At 68.7% G+C, this 16,858-nt stretch carries 14 protein-coding genes and 1 pseudogene; 10 read left to right on the forward strand and 5 right to left on the reverse strand.

Features of this window, described 5'->3' with window-relative positions; translation table 11 throughout:
• The 4 genes and pseudogenes from ACIHAX_RS07355 to ACIHAX_RS07370 all read left to right on the forward strand — a co-directional run.
• Nucleotides 1-403 (forward strand): annotated as a pseudogene (locus ACIHAX_RS07355) (hypothetical protein); the annotation flags it as partial.
• Between the two features lie 37 nt (nt 404-440).
• Nucleotides 441-2,303, forward strand: a complete 1,863-nt coding sequence (locus ACIHAX_RS07360; protein WP_397276301.1) for a dynamin family protein — start codon at nt 441-443, stop codon at nt 2,301-2,303.
• Nucleotides 2,300-3,853, forward strand: a complete 1,554-nt coding sequence (locus ACIHAX_RS07365) for a dynamin family protein (protein WP_355071482.1) — start codon at nt 2,300-2,302, stop codon at nt 3,851-3,853. The genes ACIHAX_RS07360 and ACIHAX_RS07365 overlap by 4 nt, the downstream gene beginning before the upstream one ends.
• A 107-nt stretch (nt 3,854-3,960) precedes the next feature.
• A complete protein-coding gene (locus ACIHAX_RS07370; RefSeq protein ID WP_355071483.1) occupies nt 3,961-4,605 on the forward strand; it encodes an endonuclease in 645 nt (214 codons plus the stop codon).
• Between the two features lie 10 nt (nt 4,606-4,615).
• Here ACIHAX_RS07370 and ACIHAX_RS07375 read toward each other — a convergent pair whose 3' ends face one another.
• The 3 genes from ACIHAX_RS07375 to ACIHAX_RS07385 all read right to left on the reverse strand — a co-directional run bounded on the left by ACIHAX_RS07375 (nt 4,616) and on the right by ACIHAX_RS07385 (nt 7,924).
• Complete coding sequence (locus ACIHAX_RS07375) at nt 4,616-5,779, reverse strand: zinc-binding dehydrogenase (protein ID WP_364424692.1); 1,164 nt, start codon at nt 5,777-5,779, stop codon at nt 4,616-4,618.
• Nucleotides 5,780-5,918: 139 nt separating this feature from the next.
• Nucleotides 5,919-6,215, reverse strand: a complete 297-nt coding sequence (locus ACIHAX_RS07380; protein ID WP_397276304.1) for a hypothetical protein — start codon at nt 6,213-6,215, stop codon at nt 5,919-5,921.
• A gap of 5 nt (nt 6,216-6,220) precedes the next feature.
• Nucleotides 6,221-7,924, reverse strand: coding sequence for an MFS transporter (locus tag ACIHAX_RS07385; protein ID WP_397276306.1), 1,704 nt, complete (start codon nt 7,922-7,924; stop codon nt 6,221-6,223).
• Nucleotides 7,925-8,034: 110 nt separating this feature from the next.
• Here ACIHAX_RS07385 and ACIHAX_RS07390 point away from each other — a divergent pair, with 110 nt between their 5' ends.
• The 6 genes from ACIHAX_RS07390 (at nt 8,035) to ACIHAX_RS07415 (ending at nt 14,622) form a co-directional block, all read left to right on the forward strand.
• Nucleotides 8,035-8,505, forward strand: coding sequence for a MarR family transcriptional regulator (locus ACIHAX_RS07390; protein ID WP_355071491.1), 471 nt, complete (start codon nt 8,035-8,037; stop codon nt 8,503-8,505).
• A 308-nt stretch (nt 8,506-8,813) separates the two neighbouring features.
• Nucleotides 8,814-10,661, forward strand: coding sequence for a molecular chaperone DnaK (dnaK, locus tag ACIHAX_RS07395; protein ID WP_355071493.1), 1,848 nt, complete (start codon nt 8,814-8,816; stop codon nt 10,659-10,661).
• Entirely contained in the window at nt 10,658-11,317 is a 660-nt protein-coding gene (gene grpE / locus ACIHAX_RS07400; RefSeq protein ID WP_397276308.1) for a nucleotide exchange factor GrpE, read from the forward strand. The genes dnaK and grpE overlap by 4 nt, the downstream gene beginning before the upstream one ends.
• Before the next feature lie 24 nt (nt 11,318-11,341).
• Nucleotides 11,342-12,502 (forward strand): molecular chaperone DnaJ, encoded by a 1,161-nt coding sequence (gene dnaJ, locus ACIHAX_RS07405; protein ID WP_355071496.1) that lies wholly within the window; start codon nt 11,342-11,344, stop codon nt 12,500-12,502.
• Complete coding sequence (locus ACIHAX_RS07410; RefSeq protein ID WP_355071498.1) at nt 12,502-12,921, forward strand: heat shock protein transcriptional repressor HspR; 420 nt, start codon at nt 12,502-12,504, stop codon at nt 12,919-12,921. The genes dnaJ and ACIHAX_RS07410 overlap by 1 nt, the downstream gene beginning before the upstream one ends.
• Before the next feature lie 531 nt (nt 12,922-13,452).
• On the forward strand, nt 13,453-14,622 hold the full coding sequence (locus tag ACIHAX_RS07415; RefSeq protein ID WP_355071500.1) for an FAD-binding oxidoreductase: 1,170 nt from the start codon (nt 13,453-13,455) through the stop codon (nt 14,620-14,622).
• A 214-nt stretch (nt 14,623-14,836) separates the two neighbouring features.
• Here ACIHAX_RS07415 and ACIHAX_RS07420 read toward each other — a convergent pair whose 3' ends face one another.
• Nucleotides 14,837-15,598 (reverse strand): FAD-binding oxidoreductase, encoded by a 762-nt coding sequence (locus ACIHAX_RS07420; RefSeq protein ID WP_355072103.1) that lies wholly within the window; start codon nt 15,596-15,598, stop codon nt 14,837-14,839.
• Between the two features lie 28 nt (nt 15,599-15,626).
• Nucleotides 15,627-16,784, reverse strand: coding sequence for an FAD-binding oxidoreductase (locus ACIHAX_RS07425; protein ID WP_039802769.1), 1,158 nt, complete (start codon nt 16,782-16,784; stop codon nt 15,627-15,629).
• Nucleotides 16,785-16,858: the final 74 nt, after the last annotated feature.

Consider the following 16,858-nt stretch of genomic DNA (forward strand, 5'->3'; position numbering starts at 1 on the left):
CGCGTCCAGCGCGGGAGCGCATCTCGGTTCGAGTCTGGACAGCGGTATCGGCGCCGGTTCGCACGCGGCTTCCGGTCTCTCCACGGGTCTCGACGCGACGGGCGGCCTCAGCGGTGCGGCGCACTCGACCGTGAGCGGCGCGGCGGACGCGGGCGCCGGACTGGCGGGCTCCGCCGGCGGCGCGGCGCACGGTGCCGTTGACACGGGCGCGGGTCTCGGCGGCAGCGTCGGCTCGACCGCGCACACCTGGTCCTCGCTGGATGTGTCGAGCGCCTTCGGTTCGGGCTTGGACAGCACCGCGGGCGGCCATGCCGACGCAGGCCTGTTCGGCGACACCCATGCGGGCACGGAGTTGAGCGGTTCGGCGGGCGCCGAGCTGGGTGGCGATACATTCCTGCACTGACAGTTGCCCGGTAATACGGAAAGAGGTCCATACCGCGATGGGGACACCCGCGCCGAACGCCACTCCACCGGCGGTACCGCTGCTGTCGGTACTCGGTGAAACCATCGCGGCGGCCCGTGCCGCGGGCCGCAACGATCTGGTCGGCCGCCTCGAAGTGGCGGCCGACCGGGTCCGCGACCCGCGGCGGCGCATCGTCGTCGCCGGGCAGCTGGACCAGGGCAAGAGCCGTTTCGTCAACGCGCTGCTGAACCTGGACATCTGCCCGGTGGGCGACGACGCCACAACCGCGGTGCCGATGCTGCTCGCGCACGGTCCGGAGCCGCGCGCGGAGCTGGTCCTCGCGGCGCACGGCGACTCCAGCGGCGCGGAGACCAGGGTGTCGGTGCCGATCGCCGAGATCGGTGCGATCGATCAGCGCGCCCCGCTCGCGCAGGGACGTCGGATCGTGCGGCTCGAGGTCCAGATCCCCAACGCGTTGTTGGCCGATGGCATCGTGCTGATCGATACTCCCGGCGTCGGCGGGCACGGCAACGCTCACGCGGCGGGCGTGCTCGGACTGGTGCCCGCCGCGGACGCGGTCCTGGTGCTGTCGGACGCGTCGACCGAACTCACCGAGCCCGAGCTGGCGTTCCTGCGGCAGGTGCGGGAACTGTGCCCGACGATGGCGCTGCTGCTCACCAAGACCGACCTGTACCCGCACTGGCGCCAGGTGCACGAGGCCGATCTGGGCCATCTCGCGCGGGCCGGCCTCGACGTGCCGATGATCCCGGTGTCGTCGCTGCTGCGCAGTCACGCGATGCGGTTGCAGGACGCGCAGCTGGGCGTCGAATCCGGCTTCGGCGTGCTGTACACCTTCCTGCGCGACCAGGTGGTTGCGCGCGATCAGCTCGCCACCCGCACCGCCGTGGCCCGCGACATCCGCTCCGCGGCAGAGCATCTCGCGCTGGCTCTGGGCAGTGAGCTGGTCGCGGTCCGCGATCCCGCCCAGGGCGCGGCGGCGGTGCGCGAGCTGCAATCCGCCCGTTCCGCGGCGGAGGAACTGCACCGCAGGACCGCCGCCTGGCAGCAGACGCTCGCCGACGGCATCACCGACCTCGCCGGAGACGTCGACCACGACCTGCGCGACCGTCTGCGCAATCTCGCGCGCAGCACCGAGGAATGGATCGACGAGCACGATCCGGGCAGGCACTGGGACCGTATCGCCGAACACCTCACCGGCACCGTCGATACCGCGCTCGGCGACAATCTGCTGTGGACCCACGCGCGAGCGATTCAACTCGCCGAGCGCGTCGCCGAGCACTTCTCCGAACTCGGCGCCGTCGACCTGCCGGACGTGCGCCCCGGCGCAGGCGCCGACACCGGCCGTGCCATCACCGGCACGCTCGCCGATCTGGAACCCGACATCGGTCTCGGCAGCAAACTGCTCGTCGGCATGCGCGGCTCCTACGGCGGCGTGCTCATGGTCGGGCTGGCCACCACCTTCGCCGGGCTCGCCATGCTCAACCCGATCTCGATCGGCGCCGGTTTGATCGTGGGCGGCAAGGCTTTCCGGGACGACAAGCAGGCCAGGCTGGCCAAGCGGCGCAACGAGGCGAAGGCGGCGGTGCGCCGGTTCGTCGACGATGTGGCGTTCCAGGCGGGCAAGGAGTCGAAGGATCGACTGCACCGGATCCACCGCGCGTTGCGCGACCACTACGCCGGCGTCGCCGAACGCAGCCTGCGCTCGATCGATGAGTCGCTGCGGGCCGCGCAGGAAGCGGCGTCCATGGTCGCCACCCGCCGCGCCGAACGCGGTGCGCAACTGGAACAGCAGCTGCGCGTGGTCGCCGAACTGCGCCGATACGCCGATGCCATGCAGAACGCACTACCGATGGGACCCGCCGGTACGGTAACCCCGTGAGACGTGATGGTGGCCCGGTGCCGGGAATCGTCGCCGAGGCGCATCGGCTGGTCGGGGCGGCGCAAGCGGCGCTCGCGGGCGAGCCGCGGCCTCGTGCCCTGCTGGCCGACTGCGCCCGCCGATTGGATCAGCCGCTGCGGGTGGCGCTCGCCGGTTCGATCAAGGCGGGCAAGTCCACACTGCTGAATTCGCTTGTCGGACAGGACATCGCCCCGACCGACGCGACCGAGTGCACCAGGGTCGTCACCTGGTATCGGTACGGCTCCACACCCAGCGTGACGGCGTACGCCCCCGACGGGGCCCGCGCGCATGTCGTGGTCCGCCGTGGCAGCGGGACGCACGGGCTGACCTTCGACCTGGAGCGGCTCAACTGGAACGCCCCGGCTCCGCGCGAGGTCGATCATCTCGAAGTCGAGTGGCCCGCCGCGACGCTCGCGCACACCACCATCATCGACACCCCCGGCACGTCGTCGCTGTCGCGCGAGGTGTCGCGGCGCACCGCGCGTCTGCTGACGCCCGGCGCGGACGACGAGCGGTCCGAGCAGAGCGTCGCCATCCCGGGCGCCGACGCGGTGGTCTACCTGCTGCGCCGGCTGGACGCGACAGACGTGCAGTTTCTCGAGCGCGTGGGCGCCGGAACCGCCGTGGCCAACGGTGGACCGGGGGCGCCCGGCCCGCTCGGCATCGTCGGCGTGGTCTCGCGGGCCGACGAGATCGGGGCGGGCCGGATCGATGCGCTGCACTCGGCGCGTGACGTCGCCACGCGTTTCGCCGGGGAATTGGAACGGACGGGTCTGTGCCAGGCGGTGATCCCGGTCGCCGGCCTGCTCGCGTTCGCCGCGGCGACGCTGCGTCAGCAGGAGTTCGCGGCTTTCGAGGCGCTGGCGCGGGTCCCGGTCGACGAACTGAGCGCCGCGTTGCTCTCGGCGGACCGTTTCGCGCGCGCCGACGTGCCGCTTCCGGTGCCGCCGGAACTGCGCGCGCAGCTGGCCGAGCGGTTCGGGTTGTTCGGCATCCGGATGGCGGTCACGCTGATCCGGCTCGGCGTGCGCGATTCGGCCACGCTGGCCGCCGAATTGACCAGCCGCAGCGGCGTGGACGAACTGCGCTCGGTGCTCGACGTGCAGTTCGGTCAGCGCGCCGATCAGCTCAAAGCGCATTCCGCGCTGACCGCGCTGGCCCGGGTGCTGACCGCCTATCGAGGCACCCCGGCCGATCGCCTGCTGCCCAGGGTGCGCACCCTGCTCGCGGATGTGCACGGTTTCGCCGAGCTGCGCCTGCTCGGCCGCCTGCGCACCGACGAGCTGGCGCTGCCCGCGGACGATCTCGCCGAACTGCACCGCCTCATCGGCGGCTCCGGGATCGCACCCCATCTGCGCCTCGGCCTCCCGATCGACGCACCGCTCCCCGCGCAGCGGGCCCAAGCGATGGCCGCGGTCCGGAAATGGCGCGCGCGGGCACGTCACCCGCTCGCCGACCAGTTCACCGCCACAGCCTGCCTGACCGCCGCTCGCAGCGCGGAGGGCACCCTGAGCGTGCTGCCGGAATGATCGCCCCGGCGGCGCGGTGACCTGCGGGGACGTCGTATCCACGCCATGTAGGGCGGTGTAGTCGACGTGGGCCCGGGTATGCGCCCTGGTAGCGAGAGGAGGTAACGATGAGCCAAGAGGACGTCGTACACGAATTGCTCGTCCGTGCGGGCACGGGATATGCCGAGGAAGCGGGTATCACGCTCGACGACAAACCGGCCGCACTGTTCCAGCTGCTCATGCTTTCCCAGCTGCTCAGTGCCCGCATCTCCGCCGAGATCGCGATCGGGGCCACCCGGGAGCTGATCGGCAGCGGCTATCGGACGCCGCACCGGGTGGCGGACGCCGACTGGCAGGAGCTGGTCGACGCGCTGGGGCGGGGAAACTATCGCCGCTACGACGAGAGCACCGCGACGAGGCTGGGCCACAACGCCACGCGCGTGCTCGACCGCTACCACGGTGATCTGCGTGAGCTGGCGAAGAAGGCGGACAACGACCCGCGGCGCGCGGCCGAACTGCTCCAGGAGTTCGACGGCATCGGCCCCACCGGCGCGGACATCTTCCTACGCGAGGTCCAGGACACCTGGCCCTGGGTCCAGCCCCATTTCGACGAGCGAGCCCTGCGCGGCGCCAAGCGCGTCCAGTTGCCGGAAGATCCCGACCGGCTGGCCCGCCTTGCGCCGAACCACCACACCGCGGATCTCGCCGCGGCCCTGGTGCGGGTGACACTGGACGAGAAGATCGCCGACGAGGTTCTCGCCGCCGCGCCCTGACCGAGCGCGCTCAGATCAGCGCGGTGCCCGCACCGCGCGGGTCGATCAGGATCTTCGCGTGCCGCTCCGGGTTGCCGAGGGCGGTGAAGGCGTCCGCGACGCCGTCCAGACCGACGGTCCCGGTGATCAAGGGGCTCGGGTCGACCTTTCCCTCGGCGAGCATGTGCAAGGTGTCGCGGAACTCGCCGGGGTCGTAGCCGAGGACGAACCGCAGTTCGATCTCCTTGTTGATCGCCATGGCGGGATGGAAGCGGTCGGTCTCCATACAGACCCCGACCACCACCACACGCGAGAGGGGCGGCGCGGCCGTGAGGATCTGGTCGATGATTCCCGGTACGCCGACACATTCGAAGATGACCGGACCGGCCGGTCCCGCGTTCAACGTGTGAGCCAGCCGGAAGACATACCACCACGGCAGGTTCGGTACCCGCCGCAGGCGATCCATGGCGTCGAATCCGAGTCCGAGGATGTCGGTGACGCCGTTGATCCGCCCCTTCTTCGGGGCGGCCGTCCAGGGCGATTCGGTCGCCGGATCGACCACGACGTCGGCGCCGCACGCCGTCGCCAGTTCTCGTCGGCGCGGCGAGAAGTCGCTGGCCACCACGGTGCGCACGCCCGCGGCTTTCAGCATGCTGATCACCGCGAGCCCGATCGGCCCACAGCCGATGACGAACGCGGTCTGTCCCTTGCCCACCCGGCCCCGGCGCACGGCGTGCCAGGCCACGGCCATGGGCTCGGTCAACGCGGCGTGTTCGGCGGACAAGCCGTTGGGCACCGGCATGGTCATCGATTCCTGGACCACCACCTGTTCGGCGTAGCCGCCGGGCGCCGCCGTCGACAGTCCCACCAAGTGGGGTTGCCTGCCGTGCCGGACGATCGGCAGCGATACCACCGGCGTTCCCGTCTTCCACCTCTTCCGGCAGTCCGGCCCGTAATCGACCACCGTGCCGCTGAATTCGTGGCCGAGCACCACGCTCTGATCCGAACGCATGAAGTGCTCGTAGCCCGTGGCCACGGCCAGGTCGGCCAGTTCGTCGGCGTGGGTGCGGGCATGCAGGTCCGAGCCGCAGATACCGCAGCGTGACACGTCGATCAGCAGTTGACCCGCACCGGGCCGGGGCGTGGGCAGTTCCGTGACCTCGAATTCGGCGGCGGTGACGACGGCGGCCCTCATGACGACTCCTCGGATCGACGGCGCACGGTGGGCGCCTCGGCCGGGGCGCCCCGCCGCCACACTACTGCGGCAGGGCGCCCCCTGTGGCTGCCTCGGCCGTAGACTCAACGGGCCGAGGCGCTTTCGGTTGCGGCTTTCGTCAAGCGCCGCGCAGCCGCGGGTACACCTCCTGCTCGAGGTAGTCGGCGACGTCGCGGCCATGGCGACGAGCTTCGTGCACGGCGACACCGTGCCGTCCGGCAACCTCCTTCAGCGCGGGCCGCGACCTCTTCTCCACCCCGCCGCCGATCAGCAGATGGGCGAACTCTCCGGTGTCGAGTGCCGCGAGCGCCTCGTCGTCGGTGGTGACACCGCGCGCGGAGAACCCGGCGGCCCGAACCCGCTCGACGGCGGCGTCCACGGTGTTCCCGCTGCGGCCGATGATCAGAAGGTCCATCTCGCTCACACCCCTACCGGTTGCGGGTCCGTCGCATCGATATCGATCTCGTGGTGTTCGAGTCTGGCACTGCGCGGCAGCGCGAGGAAGCCCAGGCAGACCAGCGCCAGGACGCCGATGCCGTACCAGAGGGTGCGCTCGAAAGTATTCGCGAAGTTCACCGCGTTCGCCCGCATGCCCGCCGTCGTGAGCACCTGACCGACGCCGCTGGAGCCCCGCTCCGCGCCGGCCCGGCAGCTATCCGGCACCACGGTCGGATCGACCTGCGCGGATCGATCCAGCACGCAGGCGCGGAAGTTCGCGAGGATCTCGTCCCGCGCCTGCTCGGGCACGCCTACCGCGGCGAGTTCGGCGCGAACCTCCGGCGCGACCGTGTCGACCCCGCGTGCCGAATCGTGGTCGAGCTGGGTGAAGAACACCACGCCCACGAGCGCGACGCCCAGAGCCGTGCCGAGTTGCTGCCCGGTATTGAGCAGACCGGACGCCGAGCCCGCTTCCCGCGCGGGCACCTGGCCGAGCAGTAAGTCGATGGTCGGCGCGACCACCATGCCGAATCCGGCACCGGTGACGATCAGCGGGAAGACCATCTGCCACGAGGCGATCTCCGCGCCGTAGTGCGTGGCCAGCCAGCCGTAGAGGCCGAAGCCCGCGGCGTTGACCAGGCCGCCGACGATCAGCACCCGCCTGCCGAACCGCGGCGCGAGCACGCTCACCGAGACTCCGGCGCCGATCCCCGCGCCGACCGCGAAGAACACGGCGGTCAGCCCGGCTCGCATCGGCGTCCAGCCCAGTCCCGCCTGCATGAACAGCGTCCACACCAGGAAGAACCCGCCGAGTCCGATCCAGAAAAGCAGCCAGCTGCCCAGCCCGATCGCGAACGGCCGGGACCGGAACAGCGTCAAGTCGACCAGGGGTGAGCCGACCGTCCGCGCCCGGTACCGCTCATACGCGACGAACACCGCGAAGGTCGCGGCGGAGGCGGCCATCATGACGAATGTCCAAGCGGGCCAGTCGAGTCTGCGCCCCTCGGCCAGCGGGTAGACGAGCAGGAGCACCGCGCCGATGGCCAGGATCATGCCGACCACGTCCAAGCGCGGCGCGGCGGGCGAGCGGGACTCCTTCATCACCGCCGCGGCCGCGCCGAGCGCGAGAATGCCCACCGGGACGTTGACCAGGAAGATCGGCCGCCACACCAGGTCGAACAGGTCCCACTGCACCAGCAGGCCGCCGAGCGAGAGACCGACCGCGGAGGCGGACCCGCCGACGCCGCTGTAGAGCGCGATGGCCCGCCCGCGCTCGTGGTCGGCGAAGGTGACGCGGATGATCGCCAGGATCTGCGGCACCATGAGCCCGGCCATCGCGCCCTGCACGAAGCGTGCGGCGATCAACATGGCCGGATCGGTGCTCAGGCCGCAGGCCGCCGAGGCGAGCGTGAAGCCGGCCATGCCGATCAGGAAGATCCGTTTGCGGCCGAAGATGTCGCCGAGCCTGCCGCCGGTGATCAGCACGGCGGCGAAGGCGAGCACGTAGGCCGCGACGATCCATTCGATCTGCGAGTACGCGGCGTGCAGATCGGCCTGGATGCTCGGCACGGCGACATTGACGATCGTGACGTCGAGCAAGTCCATGAATCCCGCGGCGAGCACGACCGCGAACGCGATCCAGCGGCGGGAATCGGTAGGGGGACGAGTAGTGGGGTCGGGTTCCATGAGGGCCTCTTTCGGATGGGAGGGAAGTACCGACTCCCAAACTATGCACCTCGAGTGATTATCAATCAATATGGCAATCATGAAAGGTGCGTTAATGCTATGATCGGGGCGTGCCCGAAGCCGATCCGACGCCGCTGTCCGACCATGTCGCCTTTCTCCTCGGGCAGCTCGGGTTCCACACCGCGTACCGCTTCAGTGACGGGTTGGCCCCGCTCGGCATCGGTCCCAGGCATTTCGGCACGTTGCGCGTGCTGCGCGAGCACGACGGCCAGTCGCAGCAGCAACTGTGCGAGACGTTGGGCATCCATCGCAACGTGATGGTCGGGTTGGTCGACGAGCTGGAGAAGCGCGGCCTGGTCGAGCGCCGCAAGCATCCGGCCGACCGCCGGGCGCACGCCGTCTACCTGCTGCCCGCCGCGCATGATCTGCTGGCCCGGGCTCAACGTGTCGTCGACGGACTCGAGTCCGACCTGCTGCGCGAATTCGAGGCGGCCGACCGCGCCACCTTGTTGCGGCTGTTGCAGCGGCTCGCGGCGACGAACGGGCTGGAACCGGGCATTCATCCCGGACTCTCCCGCTGATTCCTGCCCTCCATGGCTTCCTCGCCGCGCCGGAAGTGTGTGGCAGGTCACGCATGTGCGTCGCTGTCCGGGAATTAAACGCACGAGTCGCCCGTTGAGCCTGTCGACAAGATTGAGTGTGTACGACTCAAGTTTCGGTTGACTCCGAGACTCCTGCGAGGCAGGATTGAGCCGACCACGCTCAGTGTTGCTGGGGCCGTGCTCCGTGAGGTGCTAGGGGCGAGGTCTCGCGGCGTCCCGCAGCGGACGCCGAGGGCGGTTTCGCCCGGCACCTACACATATCGGTACGTCAATTAGGAGGAACCACTATGGCTCGTGCGGTCGGAATCGACCTCGGGACCACGAACTCGGTCGTCGCCGTTCTCGAAGGCGGTGAACCGGTCGTCGTCGCCAACTCGGAAGGATCGCGCACCACCCCGTCGATCGTCGCGTTCGCGAAGAACGGCGAGGTACTGGTCGGCCAGCCGGCGAAGAACCAGGCCGTCACCAACGTCGACCGCACCATTCGCTCCGTCAAGCGGCACATCGGCACCGACTGGTCGGTGGACATCGACGACAAGAAGTACACGCCGCAGGAGATCAGCGCGCGCGTGCTGATGAAGCTCAAGCGCGACGCGGAGTCCTACCTCGGTGAGGAGATCACCGACGCGGTCATCACCGTGCCCGCCTACTTCGAGGACGCCCAGCGGCAGGCCACGAAGGAAGCAGGCCAGATCGCGGGCCTGAACGTCCTGCGCATCGTCAACGAGCCCACCGCCGCGGCGCTCGCCTACGGCCTGGACAAGGGCGACAAGGAACAGACCATCCTGGTCTTCGACCTCGGTGGCGGCACCTTCGACGTCTCGCTGCTGGAAATCGGCGAGGGCGTCGTCGAGGTCCGCGCCACCTCCGGCGACAACCACCTCGGTGGTGACGACTGGGACGAGCGGGTCGTGCAGTGGCTGGTCGACAAGTTCAAGGCCAGCTCGGGCATCGACCTCACCAAGGACAAGATGGCCATGCAGCGGCTGCGTGAGGCCGCCGAGAAGGCCAAGATCGAGCTGAGCTCCTCGCAGAGCACCTCGATCAACCTGCCCTACATCACCGTCGACGCGGAGAAGAACCCGCTGTTCCTCGACGAGCAGCTGACTCGCGCCGAGTTCCAGAAGATCACCTCGGACCTGCTCGACCGCACCCGCGCGCCGTTCCAGTCCGTGATCAAGGACGCGGGCATCAAGGTGTCCGACATCGACCACGTGGTGCTCGTCGGCGGTTCCACCCGTATGCCGGCCGTCACCGACCTGGTGCGCGAGCTGACCGGTGGCAAGGAGCCCAACAAGGGCGTGAACCCGGACGAGGTCGTCGCCGTCGGCGCCGCCCTGCAGGCCGGTGTGCTCAAGGGTGAGGTCAAGGACGTCCTGCTGCTCGACGTGACCCCGCTGTCGCTGGGCATCGAGACCAAGGGCGGCGTGATGACCAAGCTCATCGAGCGCAACACCACCATCCCGACCAAGCGCTCGGAGACCTTCACCACGGCCGACGACAACCAGCCGTCGGTGCAGATCCAGGTGTTCCAGGGTGAGCGCGAGATCGCCTCGCACAACAAGCTGCTCGGCTCCTTCGAGCTGACCGGCATCCCGCCCGCCCCGCGCGGCGTGCCGCAGATCGAGGTCACCTTCGACATCGACGCCAACGGCATCGTGCACGTCACCGCGAAAGACAAGGGCACCGGCAAGGAGAACACGATCAAGATCCAGGACGGCTCCGGCTTGTCCAAGGAGGAGATCGATCGGATGGTCAAGGACGCCGAGGCCCACGCGGCCGAGGACAAGGCGCGTCGCGAGGAGGCGGAGACCCGCAACCAGGCCGAGTCGCTGGTCCACCAGACCGAGAAGTTCATCAAGGAGAACGAGGACAAGGTCCCCGCGGACGTCAAGACCAAGGTCGAGGCGGCCATCGCCGAGGCGAACGAGGCTCTGAAGGGCACCGACATCGCCGCGGTCAAGGCGGCCGTCGAGAAGCTGGCCACCGAGTCGCAGGCGCTCGGCCAGGCCATCTACGAGGCCTCCGCCGCGGACGCCGCCGCACAGGGCGACGGCGCGACCAGCGCCGCGTCGGATGACCAGGTCGTGGACGCCGAGGTCGTGGACGAGCCGGTCGACACGGAGAAGAAGTGACCGAGGACAACTTCGAGAAGGAGCCGATCACCTTCGTCGACAACCGGAAGATCGATCCGGAGACCGGTGACGTCAGGCAGCAGGCCGCGGACAACGGCGCCGCGGCCGCGCAGGCCCCGCAGGTGGACGAGAGCGTGGACATCGACAACGACGACGCCCTCGCCGACACCATCAGCGGCGAGCTCGCCGAGCGCACCGCCGACCTGCAGCGGCTGACCGCCGAGTACGCCAACTACCGGCGCCGGGTCGAGCGCGACCGCAAGGCCGTCATCGACAACGCCAAGGCGTCGGTGGTCACCGAGTTGCTCGGTGTGCTCGACGATCTCGACCGCGCGCGGGCGCACGGCGACCTGGAATCGGGTCCGCTGCGGTCGGTGGCCGACAAGTTGTCGGCCGCGCTGCTCAAGCAGGGTCTAGAGGAGTTCGGTTCGGAGGGTGAGCCTTTCGACCCGACCCTGCACGAGGCCGTACAGCACGAGGGCTCCGGCCACGACCCGGTGATCGGCATTGTGATGCGCAAAGGCTATCGCTTCGGCGATAGGGTGCTTCGGCACGCGCTCGTCGGGGTAACCGACGGCGTAGCCGATCTGACGGAAAACGCTGTTCAACCTACTGAAGAGGCATCGGATGTTGATGCCGGCGCGAACGATCAATAAGGACGCGAGAGGAGGAGATGCTCGGTGAGCCAACGGGAGTGGATCGAAAAGGACTTCTACAAGGAGCTGGGTATTTCCTCCGGCGCCTCGCAGGACGAGATCAAGAAGGCCTATCGCAAGCTCGCCAGGGACTTGCATCCGGACGCCAACCCCGGTGACACCAAAGCCGAGGAGCGGTTCAAGGCCGTCAGCGAGGCGCACGCCGTGCTGTCGGATCCGGCCAAGCGCAAGGAGTACGACGACACCCGCAAGCTCTTCGCGGGTGGCGGCTACGGTCGCGGTGGCTTCGGCGGCGGTACCGGTGGCGGCTTCTCGCAGGAGTTCAACCTCGGGGACATCTTCGGCGGCGCCGCCGGTGCCGCCGACGGTGGCCTCGGCGACCTGCTCGGCGGTCTGTTCAACCGGGGCGGCACGCGGTCGTCGAGCCGCCCCAGGCGCGGGGCCGACGTGGAGACCGAGACGACGCTCGGTTTCCGGGAAGCGGCCCAGGGCGTCACGGTCCCGCTGCGGATGACCAGCCCCTCGCCGTGCACGACGTGTCACGGCAGCGGCGCCAAACCGGGCACGAGTCCGCGAGTCTGCCCGATCTGCAACGGGACCGGCATCGTCAGCCGCAACCAGGGCGCGTTCGGCTTCAGCGAGCCGTGCGACGAGTGCCGGGGCAGCGGGTCGATCATCGACGACCCGTGCCTCGACTGCCAGGGCAGCGGCATCCAGAACCGCACGCGCACCATCACGGTGCGGATTCCTCCCGGAGTCGGTGACGGTCAACGGATCCGGCTGGCCGGTCAGGGCGAGGCGGGGCTGCGCGGGGCGCCCTCGGGCGACCTGTATGTCACCGTCCACGTCAGCCAGGACAAGGTCTTCGGCCGCAACGGCGACGACCTGACCCTGGTTCTGCCGGTCAGTTACAGTGAATTGGTCCTCGGTACAACGGTTTCGGTGCCCACTCTGGACGGCCGGGTCGGCGTCAAGGTGCCTCCGGGTACCGCCGACGGCCGCACCTTGCGGGTGCGCGGCCGTGGCGTGCCCAAGCGCGGCGGCGGCGCGGGCGACCTACTGGTGACGGTGAAGGTCGCGATTCCGCAGAAGCTGGACAACGACGCCGTCGAGGCGCTGAAGCGCTACCAGGAGGCGGAACGGGCCGGCGGCTTCGACCCACGTGCGGGATGGGCAGGTGCGTGATGTCCTCCGAACCGAAGAACGCGTCCGGCGGGTCGCGGGCCGAGTTCTTCATGATCTCGGTCGCGGCCCAGCTGGCCGGCATGCACGCGCAGACGCTGCGCACGTATGACCGTCTGGGACTGGTCACGCCGCAACGTACTTCGGGCGGTGGTCGGCGCTACTCGGCCCGGGACGTGGAGCTGCTGCGCGAGGTGCAGCGGCTGTCCCAGGACGAGGGCGTCAACCTGGCGGGCATCAAGCGCATCATCGAACTGACCAATCAGGTGGAGGAACTGCGCCAGCAGGTCGCGGAACTGTCGGCCGAGCTGGAGCGGACGCGGGCGGCGTACCGTCCGGATCTCGCTCCGCAGCAGCGCAGTACCGCGCTGGTCGTCTGGCAGCCGCGGCATCGTCGTGAGGACGGTCAGCGCAGACGATAACCGGCACGACGACGGCCCCGGCCTCGGTCGCACATCGCGATCCGGCGCCGGGGCCGTCGTCGTGCGCGGGCATTGTCACAAAGATTTGCTGAAGATAAACCAGAACATGTTCGGCGGAAGTGGTGCGGCACCGTCTATTTCGTTGTCGAATCAACTGGACATTTTCACCATAGATCAGTTTACGTAACCGGTTCGGCCTACCCAATTCGATCCACCTCGGATGGACGCCATGTTGCCCTGAAGTCGCTAGAACAGACCAATCGGGACGTAATTCCACAAGAGGGCCTTACCAATTCGGTATGCACACGACTGATTTTGTGCCGAATCCCCGGTCTTGCAGTCGGTTTCTCTGGCGTGTCGCCCTGGGCATCCTCGTTTCGACGAAATTGAGCGCGGTATGTTCCTTCGAAAGATTCCGTTGCTGGCAAACCTCGCCTACACTCCTTGCCATCGGCTGCTGTCGAGTGGCCCCGCAGCACCTCACTCGCCGGCATGGTTCGTGAACGAGTGCGAAATGGGGTTGTGAGACCAATGGATTCACGCACTGTCGCTTTGATCAGAACTACGTTCAAGGCGGTTGCTGCGGAGGATGGGGGGCCGGAGAAACTGGCGAGATCGTTCTACGCGATCTTGTTCACCGACTACCCGCACGTCCGCGATTTCTTTCCCGCCGCGATGGACTCCCAGCGCGACCGGCTGGTCAAGGCGATCTCCTATGCACTGGACCGGTTGGAGGAGCCCGACAAGCTGCTGCCCTTCCTGGCCCAGCTCGGCAGGGACCACCGCAAGTACGGCGTGCAGCCCGCGCACTACGCCGCCGTCGCTACCGCGCTGAAGAACGCCGTGAAAGTGTTCGCGGGCACCGAGATGTGGACCGACGAGGTGGACCGCGCCTGGGACGAGGGCCTGCAGATCATCTCCGACACCATGATCGGCGCGGCGGAGAAGGAGACCACGCCGTCGGTGTGGACCGGCACGGTGATCGAGCGCCGCGAGGTGCTGCGCAACCTGGTCGTCGTCCGGCTGCAACTGGATCAGCCGATGCGCTATGCCGCGGGCCAGTACTTGAGCGTGCAGGTTCCGTCGCGGCCGCGCATGTGGCGCTATCTCTCGCCCGCCGTGCCGGCGAATGCCAACGGTGAGATCGAGTTCCACGTCCGCAGCGTGCTCGGCGGCTGGGTCAGCTCGGCCATCGTCGGCCAGACTGTCGTCGGCGACCAATGGCTGCTCGGCTCGCCACTCGGCGGCCTCGGCGTTCCGCGCAACGCCAAACGCAAGATGCTGATGGTCGGCTGCGGCACCGGAATCGCGCCGCTGCGCGCGCAGCTGATGTCGATGGCGATGCGGCGGACCAATCCGAAGGTGCATCTGTTCGTCGGCGGCCACCACCCCTGCGACCTCTACGACCTGGAGACCCTGAGCAAGCTGGCGATGGCCAACCGCTGGCTCACGGTCACGCCGGTGAGCGAGCACGACGAAAACCCCTGGTGGTACCCGGAACCGGAGGAGCCGCGCACCACCTGGCCGGGCCTGGAACCCCGCGTCACCGGCCAGATCGGCAAGGTCGTCGCCAGTTTCGGCGCATGGTCCGACCGCGACGTGCAGATCGTCGGCTCACCCTCGATGGTGCAGACCACCAAGTTCCGACTCATGGCAGCCGGAACCCTGGCGAAGAACATCCGCCACGACCCGTTGTATTAGTCCGGCGCCTGCGGCGCCGGGTGTTCGCGGGCTGTGTTGTTCGGCCGCGCCTTCGGCGCGAACGGCGGATGCTCGGTCTCGCTTCGCTCGAAAGACGTGGTTGCGGTGCGCCGGGCGTCAGGTGATGACCGCGCTCCCAGGGGCTCGCCGTTGTTGCAGCCTCGGGATATCCGATGGTGGCAATACTACGGCTGCTGATCGATCTGCTGATCGGTCAGAGCCCCTCGAACTGGATTCGCTCCGGCGGAGTTCCGGTTTCTAGGAGGCGGTCGACCGTGGTTTGGACCATGGCCGGGGAGCCGCAGACGAGTACTTGGTGTTCGAGGAAAGCGCCGTGGGAGCCGAGGACTTCGGCGAGGGTGCCGTAGAGCAGGTCGTCGGGTGCGAAGCCGATGTCGACGCGGGACTGCTCGTACCAGTCGTCGACCCAGCTCGGATCCTCCGGGTTCTCCACCACCGGAATCACCGTGAGCCAAGGCAATTCGGCGGCCAGCAGGTAGAGCATGTCCGAGGCGTACAGGTCGCGGGGGGAACGCCCCCCGACGAAGAGGTAGGTGGGCGGCGGCGACGGCTTGCGCGCCAGCTCGAGGATCTGAGCGCGCATGGGCGCCAATCCCGTACCGCCCGCGATCATCACCACCTCGTCGCCGTCGGGGTCGACCCAGAACCCGCCTGCCGGAGCGCCGATCCGCCACTCGTCGCCCGGCTGGGTGTCGGCGACGATCGCGGCGCTGCACCAGCCGCCGGGCACCGTGCGCACGTGGAACTCCAGTTTGCCGTCCAGGGACGGCGGCAGCGCGGGCGACAGCCTGCGGCGCACGCCGGGATGCTGCGGCACCCGGACTTCGACCGACTGTCCGGCGGCGAACGGCACGAACTCTCCGATCAGGCGGATCACCGCGAGATCGTGTCGCAGGCGATGATGGCCGACCACGGTCGAAGTCCACTCCGGCGCCTGATGACCATTGCCGAGCATGCTCGGATCCCCCAACGGGGCCTCCTTCTTACACAGGGTCGCAGCTGATGTTCTGCTCCGGCGTGCCGACCGCGATGAGCGCGCGCCGGGTGTCCGCGATCATCCGGGCCGAGCCGGCGATCTGGATCTGCCGGTCTTCCCACGCGCCGAAGCTCGCGACCACGGCGCCAAGGTTACCGATCAGGCGCCGGTGCATGCCGTACGGTGCGTCCTGCGGCGGATGCGGGTACCACCACGGGTTGGTCTTCTGCTCGCACACCGGAACGATGGTCAGCCACGGGTTGCTCTGCGAGAGCTGCCACATGTTCTCCACGTCGTACAGGTCGCAGGGATAGCGGCCGCCGATGAAGAAGTGCACTCGCGGGTTGATGCCGCGCTGGCCCATTTCGATCAGCTGGGCGCGCAGCGGGGCGATGCCGGTGCCCGCGCCGATCATGAGCACGTCGCGGCCGCTGTCCCGGTCGACGTGCAGTCCGCCGAGCGGGCCCGCGATCCGCCATCGGTCGCCGACCCTGGTCTCGTTGACGATCGCGGGGCTCACCCAGCCGCCGCGGATCTTGCGCACGTGGAACTCGATCTCGCCGTACGGGTTGGACGGGATGGCGGGAGAGAAATAGCGCCACATCTTGGGCCGCTGCGGAATGGTGACCGGCACGTACTGCCCGGCCTGGTAGGGCACCGGCCCATCGGACTGCAGGCGCACGATGGCCAGGTCCTCCAGCACGCGGCGATGGCCGACCACGGTGGCCTCCCACACCGGCTGCGACTTGTCGGAGTTGGCGCCGATGGCCATGGACGCGGAGATCAGGATGGTGATGTCGCGCCAGCCCTCCTCCAGGCTCCGATTCCACGCCGCGCCGTTGTAGACGCGGAACGCCGCCAGCAGCGCACGGCCCGCTATGTCGTAGTGCGCGGCCTCCACGCCGTACTTGCGATGGTCGCGAGCGAGTTGCTCCAGGAACTTCTGCGCGCGGTCCCAGTCCTCCAGGTGATCGAGGACGTACTGGATGGCCGTGGCGATCCGTTTGGCCTGCATCTCCATGGCGGGTGGGAACAATTCGCGCAACCGTGGGTTCTCGGCGAACAAATGTCCGTAGAACGCACTGACCAACCGCTCGGGTCCATTCGGCGACTCGATCACCGAACGAAAATTGGCGCGGACCAGCGCAGCCGAACGCGCATCCACGACGTGGAGCTTCCTTTCCCTCAGTTCTGCCCGGGGACATACCCGTTACCGGCGGTCTCCCGCCGACAAGTATC

The organism is Nocardia sp. NPDC051929 (assembly GCF_044548645.1).
Classification (GTDB): Bacteria; Actinomycetota; Actinomycetes; order Mycobacteriales; family Mycobacteriaceae; genus Nocardia; species Nocardia sichangensis.

Bases quoted from the DNA above. Each gene is read 5' to 3' on its own strand.
- ACIHAX_RS07415 (WP_355071500.1), top strand. From the start codon at position 13,453: ATGGATTCACGCACTGTCGCTTTGATCAGAACTACGTTCAAGGCGGTT.
- ACIHAX_RS07410 (WP_355071498.1), top strand. From the start codon at position 12,502: ATGTCCTCCGAACCGAAGAACGCGTCCGGCGGGTCGCGGGCCGAGTTC.
- ACIHAX_RS07420 (WP_355072103.1), bottom strand. From the start codon at position 15,598: ATGCTCGGCAATGGTCATCAGGCGCCGGAGTGGACTTCGACCGTGGTC.
- ACIHAX_RS07385 (WP_397276306.1), bottom strand. From the start codon at position 7,924: ATGGAACCCGACCCCACTACTCGTCCCCCTACCGATTCCCGCCGCTGG.
- ACIHAX_RS07370 (WP_355071483.1), top strand. From the start codon at position 3,961: ATGAGCCAAGAGGACGTCGTACACGAATTGCTCGTCCGTGCGGGCACG.
- dnaK (WP_355071493.1), top strand. From the start codon at position 8,814: ATGGCTCGTGCGGTCGGAATCGACCTCGGGACCACGAACTCGGTCGTC.
- ACIHAX_RS07380 (WP_397276304.1), bottom strand. From the start codon at position 6,215: ATGGACCTTCTGATCATCGGCCGCAGCGGGAACACCGTGGACGCCGCC.
- ACIHAX_RS07375 (WP_364424692.1), bottom strand. From the start codon at position 5,779: ATGAGGGCCGCCGTCGTCACCGCCGCCGAATTCGAGGTCACGGAACTG.
- ACIHAX_RS07360 (WP_397276301.1), top strand. From the start codon at position 441: ATGGGGACACCCGCGCCGAACGCCACTCCACCGGCGGTACCGCTGCTG.